This is a genomic window from Streptomyces sp. NPDC013317, assembly GCF_055563155.1.
The window spans coordinates 50,391-68,054 of sequence record NZ_JBVHDX010000018.1 but is presented as its reverse complement, the minus strand read 5'-3'; the positions used below and the strand labels follow the sequence as shown (position 1 = coordinate 68,054).

General features: G+C 70.1%; 20 protein-coding genes. 2 read left to right on the top strand and 18 right to left on the bottom strand.

All coding sequences use genetic code 11. From position 1 onward, the window contains the following. Positions 1-26 precede the first annotated feature (26 nt). The 11 genes from ACZ3IJ_RS32680 to ACZ3IJ_RS32630 all read right to left on the bottom strand — a co-directional run bounded on the left by ACZ3IJ_RS32680 (position 27) and on the right by ACZ3IJ_RS32630 (position 9,450). Positions 27-941 (bottom strand): diacylglycerol kinase, encoded by a 915-nt coding sequence (locus ACZ3IJ_RS32680; protein WP_467474199.1) that lies wholly within the window; start codon positions 939-941, stop codon positions 27-29. Positions 942-983: 42 nt separating this feature from the next. Beyond that, positions 984-1,895, bottom strand: a complete 912-nt coding sequence (gene tatC, locus ACZ3IJ_RS32675; RefSeq protein WP_467474339.1) for a twin-arginine translocase subunit TatC — start codon at positions 1,893-1,895, stop codon at positions 984-986. A gap of 107 nt (positions 1,896-2,002) precedes the next feature. Next, entirely contained in the window at positions 2,003-2,284 is a 282-nt protein-coding gene (gene tatA / locus ACZ3IJ_RS32670) for a Sec-independent protein translocase subunit TatA (RefSeq protein WP_391799631.1), read from the bottom strand. Between the two features lie 255 nt (positions 2,285-2,539). Beyond that, positions 2,540-2,737, bottom strand: coding sequence for a hypothetical protein (locus tag ACZ3IJ_RS32665; RefSeq protein ID WP_467474196.1), 198 nt, complete (start codon positions 2,735-2,737; stop codon positions 2,540-2,542). A gap of 70 nt (positions 2,738-2,807) precedes the next feature. Beyond that, on the bottom strand, positions 2,808-3,047 hold the full coding sequence (locus ACZ3IJ_RS32660; protein WP_391799629.1) for a hypothetical protein: 240 nt from the start codon (positions 3,045-3,047) through the stop codon (positions 2,808-2,810). 154 nt (positions 3,048-3,201) lie between these two features. Then, positions 3,202-4,158 (bottom strand): helix-turn-helix transcriptional regulator, encoded by a 957-nt coding sequence (locus tag ACZ3IJ_RS32655; protein ID WP_467474194.1) that lies wholly within the window; start codon positions 4,156-4,158, stop codon positions 3,202-3,204. 17 nt (positions 4,159-4,175) lie between these two features. Further along, positions 4,176-5,132, bottom strand: a complete 957-nt coding sequence (locus ACZ3IJ_RS32650) for a helix-turn-helix transcriptional regulator (protein ID WP_383224741.1) — start codon at positions 5,130-5,132, stop codon at positions 4,176-4,178. 126 nt (positions 5,133-5,258) lie between these two features. Beyond that, positions 5,259-5,639, bottom strand: coding sequence for an FKBP-type peptidyl-prolyl cis-trans isomerase (locus tag ACZ3IJ_RS32645; protein ID WP_467474191.1), 381 nt, complete (start codon positions 5,637-5,639; stop codon positions 5,259-5,261). Between the two features lie 60 nt (positions 5,640-5,699). Continuing rightward, positions 5,700-6,638 carry an FKBP-type peptidyl-prolyl cis-trans isomerase gene (locus ACZ3IJ_RS32640; protein ID WP_391799626.1) on the bottom strand — a complete coding sequence of 313 codons (939 nt, stop codon included), beginning with the start codon at positions 6,636-6,638 and terminating at the stop codon, positions 5,700-5,702. Between the two features lie 118 nt (positions 6,639-6,756). After that, positions 6,757-8,118, bottom strand: coding sequence for a Pup--protein ligase (pafA, locus tag ACZ3IJ_RS32635; RefSeq protein WP_137990376.1), 1,362 nt, complete (start codon positions 8,116-8,118; stop codon positions 6,757-6,759). Positions 8,119-8,127: 9 nt separating this feature from the next. Then, complete coding sequence (locus ACZ3IJ_RS32630; protein WP_467474188.1) at positions 8,128-9,450, bottom strand: MFS transporter; 1,323 nt, start codon at positions 9,448-9,450, stop codon at positions 8,128-8,130. A gap of 126 nt (positions 9,451-9,576) precedes the next feature. On the opposite strand from ACZ3IJ_RS32630, the gene ACZ3IJ_RS32625 reads away from it, so the two are divergent. Next, positions 9,577-10,593, top strand: coding sequence for a LacI family DNA-binding transcriptional regulator (locus tag ACZ3IJ_RS32625; RefSeq protein WP_467474185.1), 1,017 nt, complete (start codon positions 9,577-9,579; stop codon positions 10,591-10,593). 90 nt (positions 10,594-10,683) lie between these two features. Here the strand turns inward: ACZ3IJ_RS32625 and prcA are convergent, their stop codons facing one another. The 6 genes from prcA to arc all read right to left on the bottom strand — a co-directional run bounded on the left by prcA (position 10,684) and on the right by arc (position 16,412). Then, entirely contained in the window at positions 10,684-11,445 is a 762-nt protein-coding gene (gene prcA / locus ACZ3IJ_RS32620) for a proteasome subunit alpha (RefSeq protein WP_391799623.1), read from the bottom strand. Between the two features lie 45 nt (positions 11,446-11,490). Next, the gene (gene prcB / locus ACZ3IJ_RS32615; RefSeq protein ID WP_352186421.1) at positions 11,491-12,330 is read right to left on the bottom strand and encodes a proteasome subunit beta; all 840 of its coding nucleotides are present in this window, start codon (positions 12,328-12,330) and stop codon (positions 11,491-11,493) included. Continuing rightward, the gene (locus ACZ3IJ_RS32610; protein ID WP_467474180.1) at positions 12,282-12,548 is read right to left on the bottom strand and encodes an endonuclease domain-containing protein; all 267 of its coding nucleotides are present in this window, start codon (positions 12,546-12,548) and stop codon (positions 12,282-12,284) included. Before ACZ3IJ_RS32610 ends, prcB begins: the two co-directional genes overlap by 49 nt. Positions 12,549-12,604: 56 nt before the next feature. Then, positions 12,605-12,817: a ubiquitin-like protein Pup gene (locus ACZ3IJ_RS32605; RefSeq protein ID WP_187282613.1), complete on the bottom strand. Its 213-nt coding sequence runs from the start codon at positions 12,815-12,817 to the stop codon at positions 12,605-12,607. 136 nt (positions 12,818-12,953) lie between these two features. Continuing rightward, a complete protein-coding gene (dop, locus tag ACZ3IJ_RS32600) occupies positions 12,954-14,465 on the bottom strand; it encodes a depupylase/deamidase Dop (protein ID WP_467474175.1) in 1,512 nt (503 codons plus the stop codon). 180 nt (positions 14,466-14,645) lie between these two features. Further along, positions 14,646-16,412, bottom strand: a complete 1,767-nt coding sequence (gene arc, locus ACZ3IJ_RS32595; RefSeq protein WP_352186418.1) for a proteasome ATPase — start codon at positions 16,410-16,412, stop codon at positions 14,646-14,648. A gap of 257 nt (positions 16,413-16,669) precedes the next feature. On the opposite strand from arc, the gene ACZ3IJ_RS32590 reads away from it, so the two are divergent. Continuing rightward, complete coding sequence (locus ACZ3IJ_RS32590; protein WP_467474172.1) at positions 16,670-16,981, top strand: ferredoxin; 312 nt, start codon at positions 16,670-16,672, stop codon at positions 16,979-16,981. Positions 16,982-16,985: 4 nt separating this feature from the next. Here the strand turns inward: ACZ3IJ_RS32590 and ACZ3IJ_RS32585 are convergent, their stop codons facing one another. Continuing rightward, positions 16,986-17,561 (bottom strand): hypothetical protein, encoded by a 576-nt coding sequence (locus tag ACZ3IJ_RS32585; protein WP_467474169.1) that lies wholly within the window; start codon positions 17,559-17,561, stop codon positions 16,986-16,988. Positions 17,562-17,664: the final 103 nt, after the last annotated feature.

Sequence of the window (17,664 nt, the reverse complement as noted above, 5' to 3'; positions counted from 1 at the left end):
CGCCACCTCTGACAGTGACGCGATCTTTAATGAGGGTCCGCGGACCCGGCCGGAGGCGCCAGGACCCGCAGTGCCCCGGGCACGCACTCGGCGGTCAGCGGAAGCGGTCCGAGCGGCTCGCCGTCGGCGTAGCCGGTGACCCCAGGCGCGTCGAGGGTGAGGGAGCGGACGCGGTGGACGGTGACCACCGGGTGGTCGAGGTGGGTGCCCCGGTAGACCCGGGGGAATACCTTGATCAGCGTCGTACGGCTGCAGTCGCCGACGACGGTGACGTCGAAGAGGCCGTCGTCCATGCTCGCCCCGGCGCAGATCCGCATGCCGCCCCCGTACGAGGTGCCGTTGCCGACGGCCACGAGCGTGGCCTCGACCCGCCGCTCGGCGCCGTCGCCGAAGGTGAGGCGGTACGGGACGGGCCGGAAGGCGGCGAGCTCGGCGATCATCGCGAGGTCGTACCTGAAGCGACCGACGGGCAGCCGCATACGGTTGCCCCGGTCGTTCACCCGGGAGTCGAAGCCGGACGCGAGGACGGTGCCGAACCACCGGTCGCCGACCCTGCCGAGGTCGATGTCGCGCCCGCCCCCGCCCTGGAGCAGCCCGGCGGCGAGACGGCCCGCGGCCGCCGGTTCGCGCAGGGGCAGGCCGAGGGCGCGGGCGAAGTCGTTCCCGGTGCCGACGGCGACCACGCCGAGCGGGGTGCGGGTGCCGGCCACGGCCTGCAGGGCCAGGGAGACCATGCCGTCGCCGCCGACGGCGACGAGCGCGCCGGTTCCGCCCTCGACGGCCTCACGGGCGCGCCGCAGGGCGTCGTCGGCGTCGGCGCCGACGACGCTACGGACGGTGAATCCGGCGTCCTCGAAGGCGCGAGCGGCCGGTCGCGCGGCGTGCGCGCCCCGGCCGCGTCCCGCGGTGGGGTTGACGAAGAGGGTGATCTCGCGGGTCATGGGCGTCCCCCCGGACGGAGCTGGGGGCAGGACCCTACAAGATCAGGTGATGTCGTCGTAACCGCCGGGACGGAGCGACCTTCCGCCGTCGGCCTCACCGGCGGACTGCTCGGGCAGGGCGCGAGCGGCGCTCACCGTTCCGATGGCTCCGACGGGCTCGGGGGTGAGGTCGAGGACGGAGGCCTCGTCGTCGTCGAGCTCGGCGTCCGGGTTCTTCCGGGCGCGGCGCCGGTCGTTGAGCATCGCGATGCCGACGGCGATGAAGTACAGGACGATGATCGGCCCGGAGAGGGCGATCATGCCGAAGGGGTCGGTCGACGGGGTGGCGATCGCACCGAAGACGAAGACGCCCATGATCACGCCGCGCCACCAGCCGGCCATGCGCTTGCCGGTCACGACGCCGGCGAAGTTGAGCATGATCAGCAGCAGGGGCAGTTCGAAGGCGAGTCCGAAGACGAGCACCATGCGCGTGGTGAAGTCCAGGATGTCGTCGAGGGAGACGAAGTTCGAGGCGACGTCGGGCGTGATGCTGATCAGGACCTTCACGCTGACCGGCATGATCAGGTACGCGACGTAGGCACCGGTGGCGAAGAGGGGCACGGCGACGGCCGCGAAGTAGTACGCGTACCGCTTCTCACTCTTGTGCAGGCCGGGAGCGACGAACGCCCACAGCTGGTACAGCCAGACCGGGGAGGCGGCGATGACACCCGCCAGCATGACCACCTTCACCGTCGAGGTGAACGGCGACAGCACGGTCTGGTACGCGATGACGACGCAGCGCCCGCCGGTGTTGTCGGCGATCGAGGTGCCGGGCGGGCACTTCGGGACGGGCGAGGAGAGGAAGTCCATCAGCTGCTGGCTGAAGAACGCGGCCACCAGCGAGGTCACGACGACCGCGAGCATCGCCTTGGCGACGCGGTTGCGCAGCTCGCGCAGGTGCTCCACGAGCGGCATCCGCCCCTCGGGGTCCTTCTCCTTCTTCGTGCGGGCAGGCTTGAGCAACCCACGTCCTCATCTCGTGCGGCAGGCCGTCGTGCAGCGGCCCTGGGGGTCGAGCGGGGTCAGCGCTGGGTGGTGTCGGACGGCTCGGTGACGGGCCGGGCGGAGGAGACGTCGCCGGGGGCGGCCTTGATGGTGCGCTGCGCGGCCGGGGGCTGCTCGGCCGGCGGGTCGGCGGGGGCGGGCTGCTGGCCCTCCGACTTCATCGCCTTGGCCTCGCTCTTCAGGATGCGCGCCGACTTGCCGAGGGAACGGGCCATCTCGGGCAGCTTCTTGGCTCCGAAGAGCAGAACGATGACAAGGAGGATCAGGCTGATCTCGAGGGGACCGATCTGACGGAACATAAGCGTGGTCTACCTTCTCATCGAGGCGGCGTGGTGCTGGTCTGGCGGTCGCCGCCCGGACCTGTGTCCGAACCCGACCGTCAGCGATCGTAACGCGCACGAGTAAACGCAGGGCAATCCCCGTGCGTACACCCGTTTGCGACCCGCACCTCCGGAATCTGGGCCGCGATCAGCAGCGTACCCCGCGCTGCCGCAGGCGAGGAGACCACCGCCCGCGCCCGCGGAGCGCCGCCGCGGGGCCGCGGATTCGGTGTGCTAGCGCAGGGCCCCGCCGGTCCGGCCGAGGTCGGTGGCGGCACGTTCGAGGTCTTCGGCGGCGCGGTTGATGCGCTCGGCGGTACGGGCCACCTCGCGGCCGAGCCGCTGGACCTCGAGGAAGACCCGGATGGCGAGGACGCCGAGGACGGCGATGCCGAGGAAGCCGAGAGCGATGGCGAGCATGGGCCAGAACATGTGCCGAGCCTAGACGCTGTCCGGAGGCCGGCTCGTCCGGCGAGGCACGGGACGGCCGACGGATGGGACGTCAGACGGTGGAGGAGTGCAGGCGCAGGGTGCGGACGCCGCCGCCGGTGAGGAGTTCGACGATCCGCTCGCCCGCGGGCTTGCGGACGGAGCTGCCGCACTCGGGGCAGGTGAACGAGTAGAAGGTCGTACGGCGGCTGGCGCCGATGGCGAGGCGCAGGGCGCCCGCGGAGAGTTCGAAGCCGGCGCGGCAGTCCGGGCAGGCGGCCTTGAAGAAGACCGGTGCGATCGAAGCCGTCATTCCGTGCATCACGGACATTTCCCTCGTACCTCTCGTTCCCGCGCTCTCGCTTGCCCTGTACTCGGTACCGCGTCCCCCGCCACCGCACGTCGGCGCCCTCCAGGGCGACTGTGTCGGCTCGGCGGGGAATGTCACATTCCCCGTTCCCCGTGTCCTACGCCTGGCCCTCGTACGCGGCGAGCGCAGCGGACGCCGCCTCCCGAGCGCTGTCGGCGAGGTCCTGCGGGGAGACGATCCGCCCGTCGCTGCCGAGCCGCAGCGCCAGCCGCCGCAGCGAGGCGGGCGTCGGCGTACGCAGCGTGATGCGCAGCCCCCCGTCGGACAGCTCCTCGGCCCGGTCGTGCGGGTAGTACTCCGCGACCCAGCGGCCACCGGGTCCCACCTCGACGACGACCTCCGGGTCCTCCGCGGACGGCTGGACGAGCCCTTCCGACAGATCGCGGAGCTCGATCTCCGGCGGCGCGGCGTGCTCGTCCAGGATCCGGATCTCGGCCACCCGGTCGAGACGGAAGGTGCGGCGCGCCTCGGAGAGCCGGCACCACGCCTCCATGTACGTGTGCCCGACGGCGAAGAGCCGGATCGGGTCGACCTCGCGCTCGGTCAGCTCGTCACGGGCGGGCGAGTAGTACCGCACCCACAGCCGCCGGCGCTCCGAGATCGCCCGGTCCACCTCGGCGAAGACACCGCCCTCGGACTCGAAGGTGACCGAGAGCCGCGCGCTCGCCCCGGCGGCCTCACCGGCCGCCGTCTCCAGCTTGGCGGTGGCCCGCAGCAGGGCCTCCCGGTCGCTCTCCCGCAGCCCGGGCAGCGTCGCCACGGCCCGCGCGGCGACCAGCAGCGCCGTCGCCTCGTCCGCGGCGAGGCGCAGGGGCTCGGCCACGTCGTCCGGGTTGTGCCACCAGATCCGGTCGCCGTCGGTGTCGATGTCGAGCAGGTCGCCGCCGCGGAAGCTCGTGCCGCACATCGGCAGCACGTCGAGGTCCGAGATCAGCTCGTCCTCGGTGATCCCGAAGGCGCGGGCCACGTCGGCGACATGCGCGCCGGGGCGTTCCCGCAGGTACGTGACGAGGGAGAGCATCCGCCTCGTCTGGTCGATCGCGTTCGCAGCCATGCTGTACGTCTCCCCCTTCAGCCCTTGGCCACGGCGCGCAGCCGGTCCACCACGTCGGCCCGCAGATCCGCGGGCTCGAGTACGACGACATCGGGACCGAACTCCACGAGCCAGGCGTCCAGGCCGTGCCCGTACGGAATCTCCAGCTCGTCCCAGCCGTCCGCGCCCTCGTGCACGGACTGGGCGCGCGCCCGCAGCGGGTAGCCGCAGCCGGCGCGCAGACGGATGCGGGCGGAGCGGGTGGCGGTCTCGCCGGCCCAGCTCTCCACGGTCTCGCGGACGGTGACCACGTCGGGCACGGGCGCGGTGAAGGCGCCGGCCCGGGAGCGGACCTTGCCGGTGATGCGGGAGAGGCGGAAGACGCGCTCGGCACCACGGTCACGGTCCCAGCCGGCCAGGTACCAGTGGCCGCGCCAGCACTCCAGGGTCCACGGCTCGACCTGGCGGGTCTCCGGGCGGGCCGCCGTCGCCTTGCGGTAGTCGAAGACGACCGGGCGCCGGTCGCGGCAGGCCAGCATCAGCGGCTCGAACGCGGCCTCGTGGACCGGGATGCGCGGTTCGAGGGCGCTGTGCTGGGCGTCGTACGAGTCCTCGGCCTCGGGCATACCGGCCGCGCGGAGCTTCTGCAGGGCGCCGCTGGCGGCTCCGGCGAGACGGGCCTGCTGCCAGACCCTGGCGGCCAGGCCGAGCGCCGCGGCCTCTTCGGCGTCGAGGGTGATCGGGGGGAGGCGGTTGGAGTCGCGGCGGGCCAGGTAGCCGGTCTCACCCTCCAGGTTCTCGACGGTCTCGATGACCAGGCCGAGCTCGCGCAGATCGTCCTTGTCGCGCTCGAACATCCGGTTGAAGGAATCGTCGGTTCCGGCTTCCATGTAGGCCTCGATGGAGCCGCGCAACTCGCGCTTGCTGAGCGGCCTGCGGGTCCCGAGCAGGCAGAGGGCCAGATTCATCAGCCGCTCGGCCTTGGCAATCGCCATCGACGCCCTGCACCTCTTCTGCCGGATTGACTTCTGGGGACATCCGACCGTACCGCCCCGGGGTGTCCGGGCAAAAGCGAGGGCCCGTGCCTGGACAGGCACGGGCCCTCGTTCGAGCGGTTCCGGTCAGCGCTTCTTGACCGCGACCAGGTCGCAGACGAAGATCAGCGTCTCGCCGGGGGCGATCGCGCTGCCCGCACCCCGGTCGCCGTAGGCGAGATGCGCGGGGATGACCAGCTGGCGGCGGCCGCCGACCTTCATGCCCTGCACGCCCTGGTCCCAGCCCGCGATGACCTGGCCGACACCGAGCTGGAAGTCCAGCGCGCTGCCGCGGTTCCAGGAGGCGTCGAACTCCTCGCCGGTGGAGAAGGCCACACCCACGTAGTGGACCTTGACGAAGTCGCCGGCGCCGGCCACCTCGCCGTCGCCCTCCCAGATGTCCTTGATCTCCAGGTCGGCCGGCGGCTCGCCGCCCGGGAAGTCGACCTCGGGCTTCTCGATGCTCACTGCAGTGTGCTCCTCAAACTGATGAACCGCGCAACGGTGAAGTGCGCGACCGGGACAGTCTTACATCTTCGCCAGGATGTCGACGGCGAACACCAGCGTGGAGTTCTTCGGAATCCCCTGCTGCTCCTGGTCGCCGAAGGCCTCGGCCGGCGGGGCGACGATCAGGATGCGGCTGCCGACCTTCTTGCCGGTGATGCCGTTCTTGAGGCCCTTCAACGTCAGCTGCGACAGCGGGAAGTTCGCGGTCTTGCCCGTCGCGTACGTCGAGTCGAAGACCTTGCCGTCCTTCCACAGCGCCGCCACGTAGTTCACGACGACGGTGTCGGTGCCCTGCACGACCTCGCCCTTGGACTCCAGGATGTAGTTGGAGACGAGCTTGGTCGGCGGGTCGACCTTCGGCACGGTGAGCGAGGGGGCCTTGCCGTCGGTGTTCGTACCGACCTTGGGCAGGTCCTTGTTGTCCTGGGCGACCTCGGTGCCCTCGGCGGACTTCGGGATCGTCGTGGACTTCAGGATGTCCACGACGAAGACGAGGGTGGCGTTGGGCTTGATGTCGCCCTGACCCTGCTCGCCGTAGCCGAGCTCCGGCGGGATGCCGATCTCGACGCGGCTGCCGACCTTCTGGCCCTCCAGGCCCTGGTCCCAGCCCTTGATGACCTGGCCGGCGCCGAGGGTCAGGTCGAACGGCGTCCCCCGGTCGAAGCTGTTGTCGAAGGGGGTGGTGGAGTCCCAGGCCTGACCCAGGTAGTTCACCTGGAGCGCGTCGCCCTTCTTCGTGACCGCGCCGTCGCCCTCGCTGATCACGTTGACCTTGAGTTCCTTGGGCGGGTCGCCCTCGCCCTTCGACAGGGTGGGCTTCTCCCCGAACTTCTCACCCGCGGTGATGGCGGGCAGCCCGTTCTTCATCGAGGCGGAATCGGAGCCTCCGTCGTCGCTGCCGCAGGCCGCGGTCGAGAGCAGCAGCAGTGGGACGACCAGTAGGCCGGCAAGTCGGCGCACGTGTTCCTCAGATCTCAGACGGCACATTAGTTGCTCGACACTCTAGGGGACCGTCCGGACCGGCCAAGGGCCCCGCGCGTGGATCGCGCGGGGCCCCGGCACTTCGTACGCCGATGTCCTACATTCCGGCGATCAGCTTTTCCACCCGGTCGTCGACGGACCGGAAGGGGTCCTTGCACAACACGGTGCGCTGCGCCTGGTCGTTGAGCTTGAGGTGGACCCAGTCGACGGTGAAGTCCCGTCGCTGCTCCTGCGCGCGCCGGATGAAGTCGCCGCGCAGGCGCGCCCTGGTGGTCTGCGGGGGCACGGACTTGCCCTCGAAGATCTTCAGGTCGTTGCAGATCCGTGCCGCCTGCCCCTTGCGCTCCAGCAGGTAGTAGAGCCCGCGGCGGCGGTGGATGTCGTGGTACGCGAGGTCTATCTGCGCGACCCGGGGGTGCGACATGGTCATGTTGTTCTTCGCCCGGTACCGCTCGATGAGCTTGTACTTCATGACCCAGTCGATCTCGGTGCCGATCCGGTCCAGGTCCTCGGCCTCGATCGCGTCGAGCGTACGGCCCCACAGCTCCAGGACCTGGGCGACCGTGCCCGTACGGATGCCCCTGCGGTCGACGAAGTCCGCGGCCTTCTCGTAGTACTCGCGCTGGACCTCCAGGGCGGAGGCCTCGCGACCGCTGGCGAGACGGACCTTGCGCTGGCCGGTGATGTCGTGGCTGACCTCGCGGATGGCCCGGATCGGGTTCTCCAGAGTGAGGTCGCGCATGACGGTGCCCGCCTCGATCATGCGCAGCACGAGGTCGGTGGCGCCGACCTTGAGCAGCATGGTCGTCTCGGACATGTTCGAGTCGCCGACGATGACGTGCAGCCGGCGGTAGCGCTCGGCGTCCGCGTGCGGCTCGTCACGGGTGTTGATGATGGGACGGGAGCGGGTCGTCGCGGAGCTGACGCCCTCCCAGATGTGCTCGGCCCGCTGGGAGACGCAGTAGACCGCGCCGCGCGGGGTCTGCAGCACCTTTCCGGCGCCGCAGATGAGCTGTCGGGTGACGAGGAAGGGAATGAGGATGTCCGCCAGCCGGGAGAACTCTCCGTGGCGGGCGACGAGATAGTTCTCGTGGCAGCCGTAGGAGTTTCCCGCCGAGTCGGTGTTGTTCTTGAAGAGATAGACGTCGCCCGCGATTCCCTCCTCGTGCAGGCGGCGTTCGGCGTCGACGAGCAGGCCTTCGAGAATGCGCTCGCCGGCCTTGTCGTGGGTGACCAGTTCGGTCACGTTGTCGCATTCCGGCGTTGCGTATTCCGGATGCGAACCCACGTCCAGGTACAGGCGGGCGCCGTTCCGCAGGAAGACATTGCTGCTGCGGCCCCATGACACGACACGGCGGAAGAGGTAGCGCGCCACTTCGTCAGGAGACAGTCGGCGCTGTCCCCTGAACGTGCACGTGACGCCGTACTCGTTCTCCAGCCCGAAAATGCGGCGGTCCATGTCTGAACATTACGCCTGAAGGCCTGAGCTGAAACCGGGTTCGACGGCCCCGTTTCGATCATTTTCCGATGAGTGCGTGTTCTTTTCGGTGTGGTCCGCCCCGCCCGTGGCCGCGCTGACGGCGTGTCGCTCGCGGCGGGCGGGCGCCGCGAGCACCCGGCCGGTGGCCAGCAGGACCAGGAGGGCCACCGTGCCGCCGGCTCCGGCGACGGCGAAGCCCGCGGTGGTTCCGGCGAGTTCGACGACCGGCCCGGCGACGGCGGAGCCCAGCGCGGCGCCCACGCCGAAGGTCGTGACGAGCCAGGAGAAGGCCTCGGTGACGGTACCGCTCGGGGCGTGCCGGTCGACGACGATGAAGCCGCAGGCGAGGGCGGGCGCCAGGAAGACGCCGGAGAGCGCGGCGAGGGCGGTCATCGGCAGGACACCGGGGGTGAGCATGAGCGGGAGGTAACCGAGGGCGAGCAGACCGACGATGATCGTCAGCCGCCGCTCGGGGGCGCCCGCCCAGCGACGGGCGCCGTAGAGGACGCCGCCTGTCAGCGCGCCGAGGCCGAGGGCGGCCATCAGCCAGCCGTACGCGGATTCGTTGCCCAGGTCGTCGGCGTACGCGAGCGCGGCGACCGTGATGGAGCCGAGGGCGAGCCCGACGAAGAAGAACGAGCCGAGCAGGGCCAGAAGACCGGGTGAGCGCAGGGCGCCGAGCCAGTGCGCCTCGCGGGGCTCCGAGCGCCAGGCCCGCGAGGGCTCGGAGAGGACCACGGAGAGCGCCCCGAGGACGCCGATGACGTTGATGACGAACAGGGCCGCAGCGGGCGACCAGAGGGCCACCAGGAGGGTCACGAGCAGGGGGCCGACGGTGAACATGACCTCCTGGGCCACGGCGTCCAGGGCGTAGGCCCGGTGGACCCGGTCCTCGCGGCCGAGGACGCTCGGCCACAGGGCACGCAGTCCGCCCTCGAGCGGCGGGGTGAAGAGTCCGGCGACGACGACCGCCGCGTAGGCGAGCACGAGGGGGCTGATTCCGGCCAGGGCCAGGACGATCATGCCGAGGGCGGAGACGAGCGCGGCGGGGAGCTGGACGCGCGGCTGCCCCTTCAGGTCGACGGCGCGGCCGAGGAGCGGCTGCCCGACGGCGGTCGCGATGCCGTACGCGGCGGTGAGGCCGCCCGCGAGGCTGTAGCTGCCGCCCTCGGAGCGGACGAAGAGCACGATGGCGATGGGCCCGGTGCCGTTGGGGAGCCGGCCGACGAGCGTGCCGGCGAGCAGCCGCATCGCGTGCGGCGCCCTGAGTATGTCGCGATAGCCGCGGCTCTCCTTGGCCTCGGTGGCCATGTCCGTCTCCTCTCCCCCGGTACCCGCCCCCGAGGTTTTACGTATAACGTCCCGGGTCATACGTACCATGTGGGGATCCCACGGGTCCACCCCGCGGGCAGTGGACCACCTCTCGCGGAGGCACGAGTGCAGACCCCAGACTCCCCCGGCTCGGCGCGGCCCACCAGTCGGGACGTCGCGAAGGCCGCCGGGGTGTCGCAGGCGACCGTCTCCCTGGTCCTCGGCGACAAGTGGCGGGGCCGGGTCTCGGAGCGCACCGCGGAGGCCGTGCGCGAGGCCGCCCGCACGCTCGGATACCGGCCGAATCTCGCCGCTCGCAACCTCCGCCTCGGCCGCACGAGGACGGCGCTGCTCGTCGTCCCGGCGCTCACCAACGAGTTCTTCGCCCGGGTCTACACCGGCGCCGCCACGGTCGCCGCCCGCCACGGCTTCGGCGTCGTGCTCTACCCCTCCCCCGACGGCGTCGGCCCGGCCAAGGACCCCTTCGCCTCCGCGCGGGCCGCGCTCGACGGGATCATCGCCTCGTCCATGGCCGCGGACGCCCTGAAGGCATTCCACGGCACCGACCTGCCGCTGGTCATGCTCGACAGCGACCCCTCCGACACCGGCGCGGCCGCCCACGTCAACCTCGACATCGCCGACGGCATGCGCCAGGTCACCGCCCACCTCGGAGCCCTGGGGCACCGCCGCTTCGTCCACCTGGCCTCGGCGGTGCCGTCCTGGACGTTCGACGTCCGCGCGGCGGCCCTCGCCGACGCGCTGGGCGGCGCCGACGTACGGACGGTCCGCGCGCCCCTCGACGTGGACGGCGCCCGCGCGGCCGCCGAACACGCCCTCACCGCCCCGGGACCCCGCCCCACAGCGCTGATCTGCGACGACGACGTCCTCGCCGCCGGCGCCTGCAAGGCCGCGCGCCGTCTCGGCCTGCGCGTCCCCGAGGACGTCTCGGTCACCGGCTTCGACGACCTGGCGCTCGCCACCGCCGTGGAGCCGGAGCTCACCACCGTCAGGCTGCCCGCCGAGCACATCGGCGAGCGCGGCATGGCCGCCCTCCTGGCCGTCCTGGCGGGCGACAGCCCGGACCCCGGCGACCTCCCGGTGACCCTCGTCCCCCGAGCCTCCTCCGGCCCGGCACCGGCCTGAGGGCCCCACCCGCCCGGCCCCGGACGCGACGGAGGCCCCGGGCCGCTTTCGCGGGCCGGGGCCTCCGTCGCGTCGTGCTCGCCCGGAGTCCTACTCCTCCGAGTCCTCCGCGATCTCGTCGGACGGATCGTCCGTCTTCGCGATCGCCGCGTTGTCCGCGTCCAGGAGACGCGCCAGCTGGCGGCCGACGATCCGCTTGAACTTGCGCTGCTGCGGACGCTTGCGGTCGAGGACGGCCACCTCCAGACGCTCCGCGGGGATCTCCCGCTCGCTGCCGTTGGTGTCCCGCGAGAGGGCCTGGACGGCCAGCTTCAGCGCCTCGGCGAGCGACATGCCGTCGCGGTGCCGCTGGTCGAGGAAGCTGCTGATCTGCTCCGCGTTGCCGCCGACCGCGACCGAGCCGTGCTCGTCCACGATCGAACCGTCGTGCGGCAGCCGGTAGATCTGGTCGCCCTCGGGCTCCTCGCCGACCTCGGCGACGACCAGCTCCACCTCGTACGGCTTCTCGCCGGCGCTGGAGAAGATCGTGCCCAGCGTCTGGGCGTACACGTTCGCCAGGCCACGGGCCGTCACATCGTCGCGGTCGTAGGTGTAGCCCCGCAGGTCGGCGTAGCGCACACCGCCGATGCGGAGGTTCTCGTACTCGTTGTACTTGCCCGCCGCGGCGAAACCGATCCGGTCGTAGATCTCGCTGAACTTGTGCAGCGCGCGGGACGGGTTCTCGCCGACGAACACGATGCCGTCGGTGTACTGCAGGACGACCAGACTGCGGCCTCGGGCGATGCCCTTGCGGGCGTACTCCGCCCGGTCGGCCATGGCCTGCTGGGGTGAGACGTAGAACGGAGTCGACACCGGCTACCCGTCCCTTTCTTCTGGGGTTCTACGGACGACGAGGGGTCAGAGCAGGGCCGCGCGCGGGCCGTCGGGCTGCTCCAGGCGCCGATCGGTGACCGAGCGGGCGAGCGAGGAGGACTCCTCCTCGGTGAGCCTGCGGAAGCCCTCGTCGGTGATGACGGTGACGATCGGGAAGATGCGGCGGTACAGGTCCGGGCCGCCGGTCGCCGAGTCGTCGTCGGCGGCGTCGTACAGCGCCTGGACGACCAGCGTGGTGGCCTGCTCCTCCGTGAGGTCGGGGCGGTACAGCTTCTTCATGGAGCCGCGGGCGAAGACCGAACCGGAGCCCGTGGCGGCGAAGCCGTGCTCCTCGGAGCGGCCGCCGGTCACGTCGTAGGAGAAGATCCGGCCCTTCTCCTTGCCCTCGTCCCAGCCGGCGAAGAGCGGCACGACGGCCAGACCCTGCATGGCCATGCCCAGATTGCCGCGGATCATGGTGGAGAGCCGGTTCGCCTTGCCCTCCAGGGAGAGCGTCGCGCCCTCCACCTTCTCGAAGTGCTCCAGCTCCAGCTGGAACAGCTTGACCATCTCGACGGCGAGACCGGCGGTGCCGGCGATGCCGACGGCCGAGTACTCGTCGGCCGGGAACACCTTCTCGATGTCGCGCTGCGCGATCATGTTGCCCATGGTCGCCCGCCGGTCACCGGCGAGGACCACACCGCCGGGGAAGGTCACGGCGACGATGGTCGTGCCGTGCGGCGCCTCGACGACCCCCTCCGGCAGCTGCCGGTTGCCCGGGAGCATCTCCGGCGAGTGGGCGGAGAGGAAGTCCATGAACGAGGACGAGCCCGGCGTCAGGAAGGCAGCTGGTAGACGCCCGGTGCTACGAGTGTTGGCTTCCACGCGTGTCCCTCCAAGTATGAGATGGCCCGACGCGGACCGGGTTCGTCTCCCGGCATGCCGTTGGCCGCGTTGCAGTTGAAGCACGGTACGTCACGGACCCTACCCGGCTCGTGACGGTGATCCACATCGGCTTCTCGGGGAGCTTCAGACCGCTGCCGGCCCGCGCACGCGCTCGGTGCCGCGCTGTGACGGGACGGTGCGGGCGCCGTGGCCCGCACCGTCCGGTGACTCGATGAGTCACCCACCCCCGCCTTCGATTCGAAGGTCAGATGGCCTACTGTCCGCCCTTTTGCACGAAGGACCGCACGAAGTCCTCGGCATTCTCCTCGAGGACGTCGTCGATCTCGTCCAGGACGGAGTCCACGTCGTCGCTCAGCTTCTCCTGGCGTTCCTGGAGGTCGGAGCTCGCCTCCGCGGTCGTCTCCTCGACCTCCTCCGTGGAACGCGTCGCCTTCTGCTGTCCGCCGCCGGTGTCCTTGGTCGCCATATCCCTCACCCCGCTCGAATCGGCCCGCTCGGTTGGGTCTCTCAAGATCAGACCCTACAAGCCAGGTCTGACATCGGCCCCGCAGTTTGCTACAACGTCCGGGCACTAGTCCCATGATTCCCAGTGCCCGGCCATTTCAGCCGCCCGACAGGACGCGGACCAGTTCCTCCGCCGTCCTGCACCGGTCGAGCAGCTCCTTCACGTGGTTCCTGGTGCCCCGCAGCGGCTCCAGCGTGGGCACCCGCTGGAGTGAGTCGCGGCCGGGGAGATCGAAGATCACGGAGTCCCAGGACGCGGCCGCCACATCGTCCGCGTACTGCTCCAGGCAGCGACCGCGGAAGTAGGCCCTGGTGTCCTCCGGAGGCTTCGTCTCCGCCCTCTGGACCTCGGTCTCGTCCAGGAGCCGTTTCATGCGCCCCCGGGCCACCAGACGGTTGTACAGGCCCTTCTCGGGGCGCACGTCGGCGTACTGCAGGTCCACGAGGTGCAGCCGCGCCGCGTCCCAGTCGAGGCCGTCCCGCCGCCGGTAGCCCTCCATGACCTCGCGCTTGGCGATCCAGTCCAGCTCGCCGGCCAGGCTCATCGGGTCGTTCTCGAGCCGGTTGAGGGTGTCCTCCCAGCGGACCAGGATGTCCTTGGTCTGCTCGTCGGCGTCCACGCCGTAGCGCTCCTCCACGTACTTCCTGGCCAGCTCGAAGTACTCCATCTGGAGCTGGACCGCGGTGAGTGTGCGGCCGCTGCGCAGCGTGACCAGGTACTGCAGGCCGGGGTCGTGGGAGACCTGGTGGAGGGTGCGGACGGGCTGGTCGACGGCGAGGTCCACGTTGATGAACGAGTCCTCGATCATGGAGAGGACCAGCGACGTCGTGCCCAGCTTGAGGTAGGTGGAGATCTCCGAGAGGTTGGCGTCGCCGATGATCACATGGAGCCTGCGGTACTTCTCGGCGTCCGCGTGGGGCTCGTCGCGGGTGTTGATGATCGGCCGCTTCAGGGTCGTCTCCAGGCCGACCTCGACCTCGAAGTAGTCGGCACGCTGACTGATCTGGAAGCCGTGCTCGCGGCCGTCCTGGCCGATGCCGACCCGTCCCGCGCCGGTGACCACCTGGCGGGAGACGAAGAACGGGGTGAGGTGGCGGACGATGTCCGAGAAGGGCGTCTCCCGCTTCATCAGGTAGTTCTCGTGGGTGCCGTAGGAGGCGCCCTTGTTGTCGGTGTTGTTCTTGTACAGATGGATGGGCTGGGCGCCGGGAAGCTGGGCGGCCCGCTCGGCCGCCTCCGCCATGATCCGTTCGCCGGCCTTGTCCCAGAGGACGGCGTCGCGGGGGTTGGTGACCTCCGGGGCGCTGTACTCGGGGTGGGCGTGGTCGACGTAGAGCCTGGCGCCGTTGGTGAGGATCACGTTGGCCAGGCCGATGTCCTCGTCCGTGAGCTGACTGGAGTCGGCGGCCTCGCGGGCGAGGTCGAAGCCGCGGGCGTCCCGCAGCGGATTCTCCTCCTCGAAATCCCAGCGGGCGCGGCGCGCCCGGTGCATCGCCGCCGCGTAGGCGTTGACGATCTGGGACGAGGTGAGCATGGCATTGGCGTTCGGGTGGCCCGGAACGGAGATCCCGTACTCCGTCTCGATGCCCATTACTCGCCGTACGGTCATGCGGCCCTCCTTGCCCGGCGGCGCTCCCCTTCGGGTGCGGCGCTACAAGTACCGACGAGCCTAGAGCGACTCCGCGCCGGTGGGGAGATCGATTACGTCATTCCTGCGAGGAAAAACTGCGGGGAAAAGCGTCCGGCTGCGGAGGTCCGTGGGTCCGGACCTCCGCAGCCGGTGTGCGATCTAGAGGTACTGACCGGTGTTGGCCACCGTGTCGATGGAGCGTCCGGTGTCCGCGCCCTGCTTTCCGGTGACGAGGGTGCGGATGAACACGATCCGCTCGCCCTTCTTTCCGGAGATCCGGGCCCAGTCGTCGGGGTTGGTGGTGTTGGGCAGGTCCTCGTTCTCCTTGAACTCGTCCACGCAGGCCTGGAGGAGGTGGGAGACGCGGATGCCCTTCTGGTTGTGGTCGAGGAAGGCCTTGATGGCCATCTTCTTGGCCCGGTCGACGATGTTCTGGATCATCGCTCCGGAGTTGAAGTCCTTGAAGTACAGGACTTCCTTGTCGCCGTTGGCGTAGGTGACCTCGAGGAAGCGGTTCTCCTCGGATTCCGCGTACATCTGCTCGACCACGGACTGGATCATTCCGTGCGCCGCGGCCTCCTTGGAGCCGTGGTGCTCCGAGAGGTCGTCGGAGTGGAGCGGCAGCGTGGCGGTGAGGTACTTCGCGAAGATGTCCTTCGCCGCCTCGGCGTCCGGACGCTCGATCTTGATCTTGACGTCGAGCCGGCCGGGCCGCAGGATCGCGGGGTCGATCATGTCCTCGCGGTTGGAGGCGCCGATGACGATGACGTTCTCCAGGCCTTCCACGCCGTCGATCTCGGCGAGCAGCTGCGGGACGATCGTGTTCTCGACGTCCGAGCTGACTCCGGATCCACGGGTGCGGAAGAGGGATTCCATCTCGTCGAAGAAGACGATGACGGGGGTGCCCTCGCTCGCCTTCTCCCGGGCACGCTGGAAGACGAGGCGGATGTGCCGCTCGGTCTCGCCGACGTACTTGTTGAGGAGCTCGGGACCCTTGATGTTCAGGAAGTACGACTTCCCGGCGGGCTGCCCGGTCACCTCGGCGACCTTCTTGGCAAGGGAGTTGGCGACGGCCTTCGCGATCAGCGTCTTGCCGCAGCCGGGCGGGCCGTAGAGCAGGATGCCCTTCGGCGGCCGGAGCTCGTGCTCCTTGAAGAGGTCCGGGTAGAGGTACGGAAGCTCGACCGCGTCCCGGATCATCTCGATCTGGCCGCCGAGGCCGCCGATCTTGTCGTAGTCGACGTCCGGGACCTCTTCGAGGACCAGTTCCTCGACCTCGCTCTTCGGCACGACCTCGTAGACGTAGCCGGAGCGGGGTTCGAGCAGCAGGGCGTCGCCGGGGCGGATGGTGATGTCCAGCAGCGGCTCGGCGAGCCTGACCACCCGTTCCTCGTCGGTGTGCCCGATCACCAGGGCGCGCTCGCCGTCCTCGAGGATCTCCTTGAGGGTGACGATGTCCCCGGCACGCTCGAACTCCATGGCCTCGACCACATTGAGCGCTTCGTTGAGCATCACTTCCTGGCCGCGCCGGAGCTCGTCGAGCTCGACGCTGGGGCTGACGTTCACCCGGAGCTTGCGGCCCCCGGTGAAGATGTCGCACGTGCCGTCCTCGTTGGCCTGCAGGAAGACACCGAAGCCGGCCGGCGGCTGTGCGAGCCGGTCGACCTCCTCCTTGAGGGCCACGATCTGGTCGCGGGCCTCACGGAGTGTGTTCGCGAGCCGCTCGTTCTGCGCGGACACGCCGGCCAGGTTTGTCTGCAGCTCGACGATCCGCTCTTCGAGAATCCTCGTATGACGCGGAGAGTCGGCGAGCTTGCGGCGCAGGACGGCGATTTCCTGCTCAAGATAGGCAACCTGGCCGGCGGGGTCTTCAGACCCCCGCCCCGGCCGGATGCCGCGGTTGATGTCGTCGTCGTGGGCTGCCACGGTCCTCACCTCCTCCAAGGGGAGCTGGACGCTTCCTGACCCTACCTGCGTGGGTGGTGATTGAAACCCCTAGATCACAAAGACTGTCGGGGTGTGTCCGATCTTCACCCTTGCGCTTCCCCTCACGCCAGGTGAATACCCACCCATCAACATCGGAAAGCAGCCGGTTGTATCGTCGTCAGTGGTCAACACCCGTCAGGCTTGACCGGACTTAGAAGAACGATCTCTTTTTTCGACACTGAGGAACGGCAGGAGACATGACCGTGCAGGACGAGGCCCCGACGGAGGGCGCCGGCGAGGCGCTGGAGGTCTGGATCGACCAGGATCTCTGCACGGGGGACGGGATCTGCGCGCAGTACGCTCCCGAGGTCTTCGAGCTGGACATCGACGGCCTGGCGTATGTGAAGAGCGCGGACGACGAGCTGCTGCAGGACGCCGGGGCCACGACGCCGGTGCCGCTGCCGCTGCTCCAGGACGTCGTGGACTCCGCGAAGGAGTGCCCCGGCGACTGCATCCACGTCCGACGGGTCGCGGACAGGGTCGAGGTCTACGGCCCCGACGCGGAGTGACGGATCACACGCTCCGTGCGTCGGACCGGGCGGAGCGGACGAAGCTTCCGCCCTTCCACCGCCAGCTGACGCGCTCCCGCTCGTCGGGGCAGCAACTCGGTACGTCCGGGGAGGAGTAGCCGAGCAGGGTGGCGGCGACCGCTCCGTCGCGTACGGCGAGGTCGGCGACGTTCTTCTGCAGGCCGGTCTCGACGAGGGTCGCGACCACGCGCGCCCCCGGGCCGGTCTTGGCGTGGGTCAGGACGTAGAGGGCGTGGGGCGGCGTTCCCGAGCCGGCTTCGCAGTGTACGACTGCGACGGTTTCGGGTTCTCCGTCGCCGTCGAGGTCCCCTGAGACGCGCTGCGCGACCTTGACGGGGGCTCCCCCGCACTCCAGCGGGTACTCGGCCGCCGAGGCGTCGGGTGCGGGCCGTGCGGCGGCCGGCACGGTGCCCGAGGCGGCGGTGGTGGTGGCGGTGGCGGGGCCGGGCTGCAGCAGTCCGGCGGCGGCCACGACTGCGGCCATCGCGGTCGCGGTGGCCAGCCAGTGCACCGGCCGGGCGTGGGTGTGCGCGAGGTCCGGGACGGCGGGGGGCTGCACGCGGGATGTCTCCTGTGAGGGTGGTGCGGAAGGAGTTGCGGGCATCGTGCCATACGTCACAGGCGGGCGGAACAGGTGGGGTACGGGCTCTGCGCAAAGATGC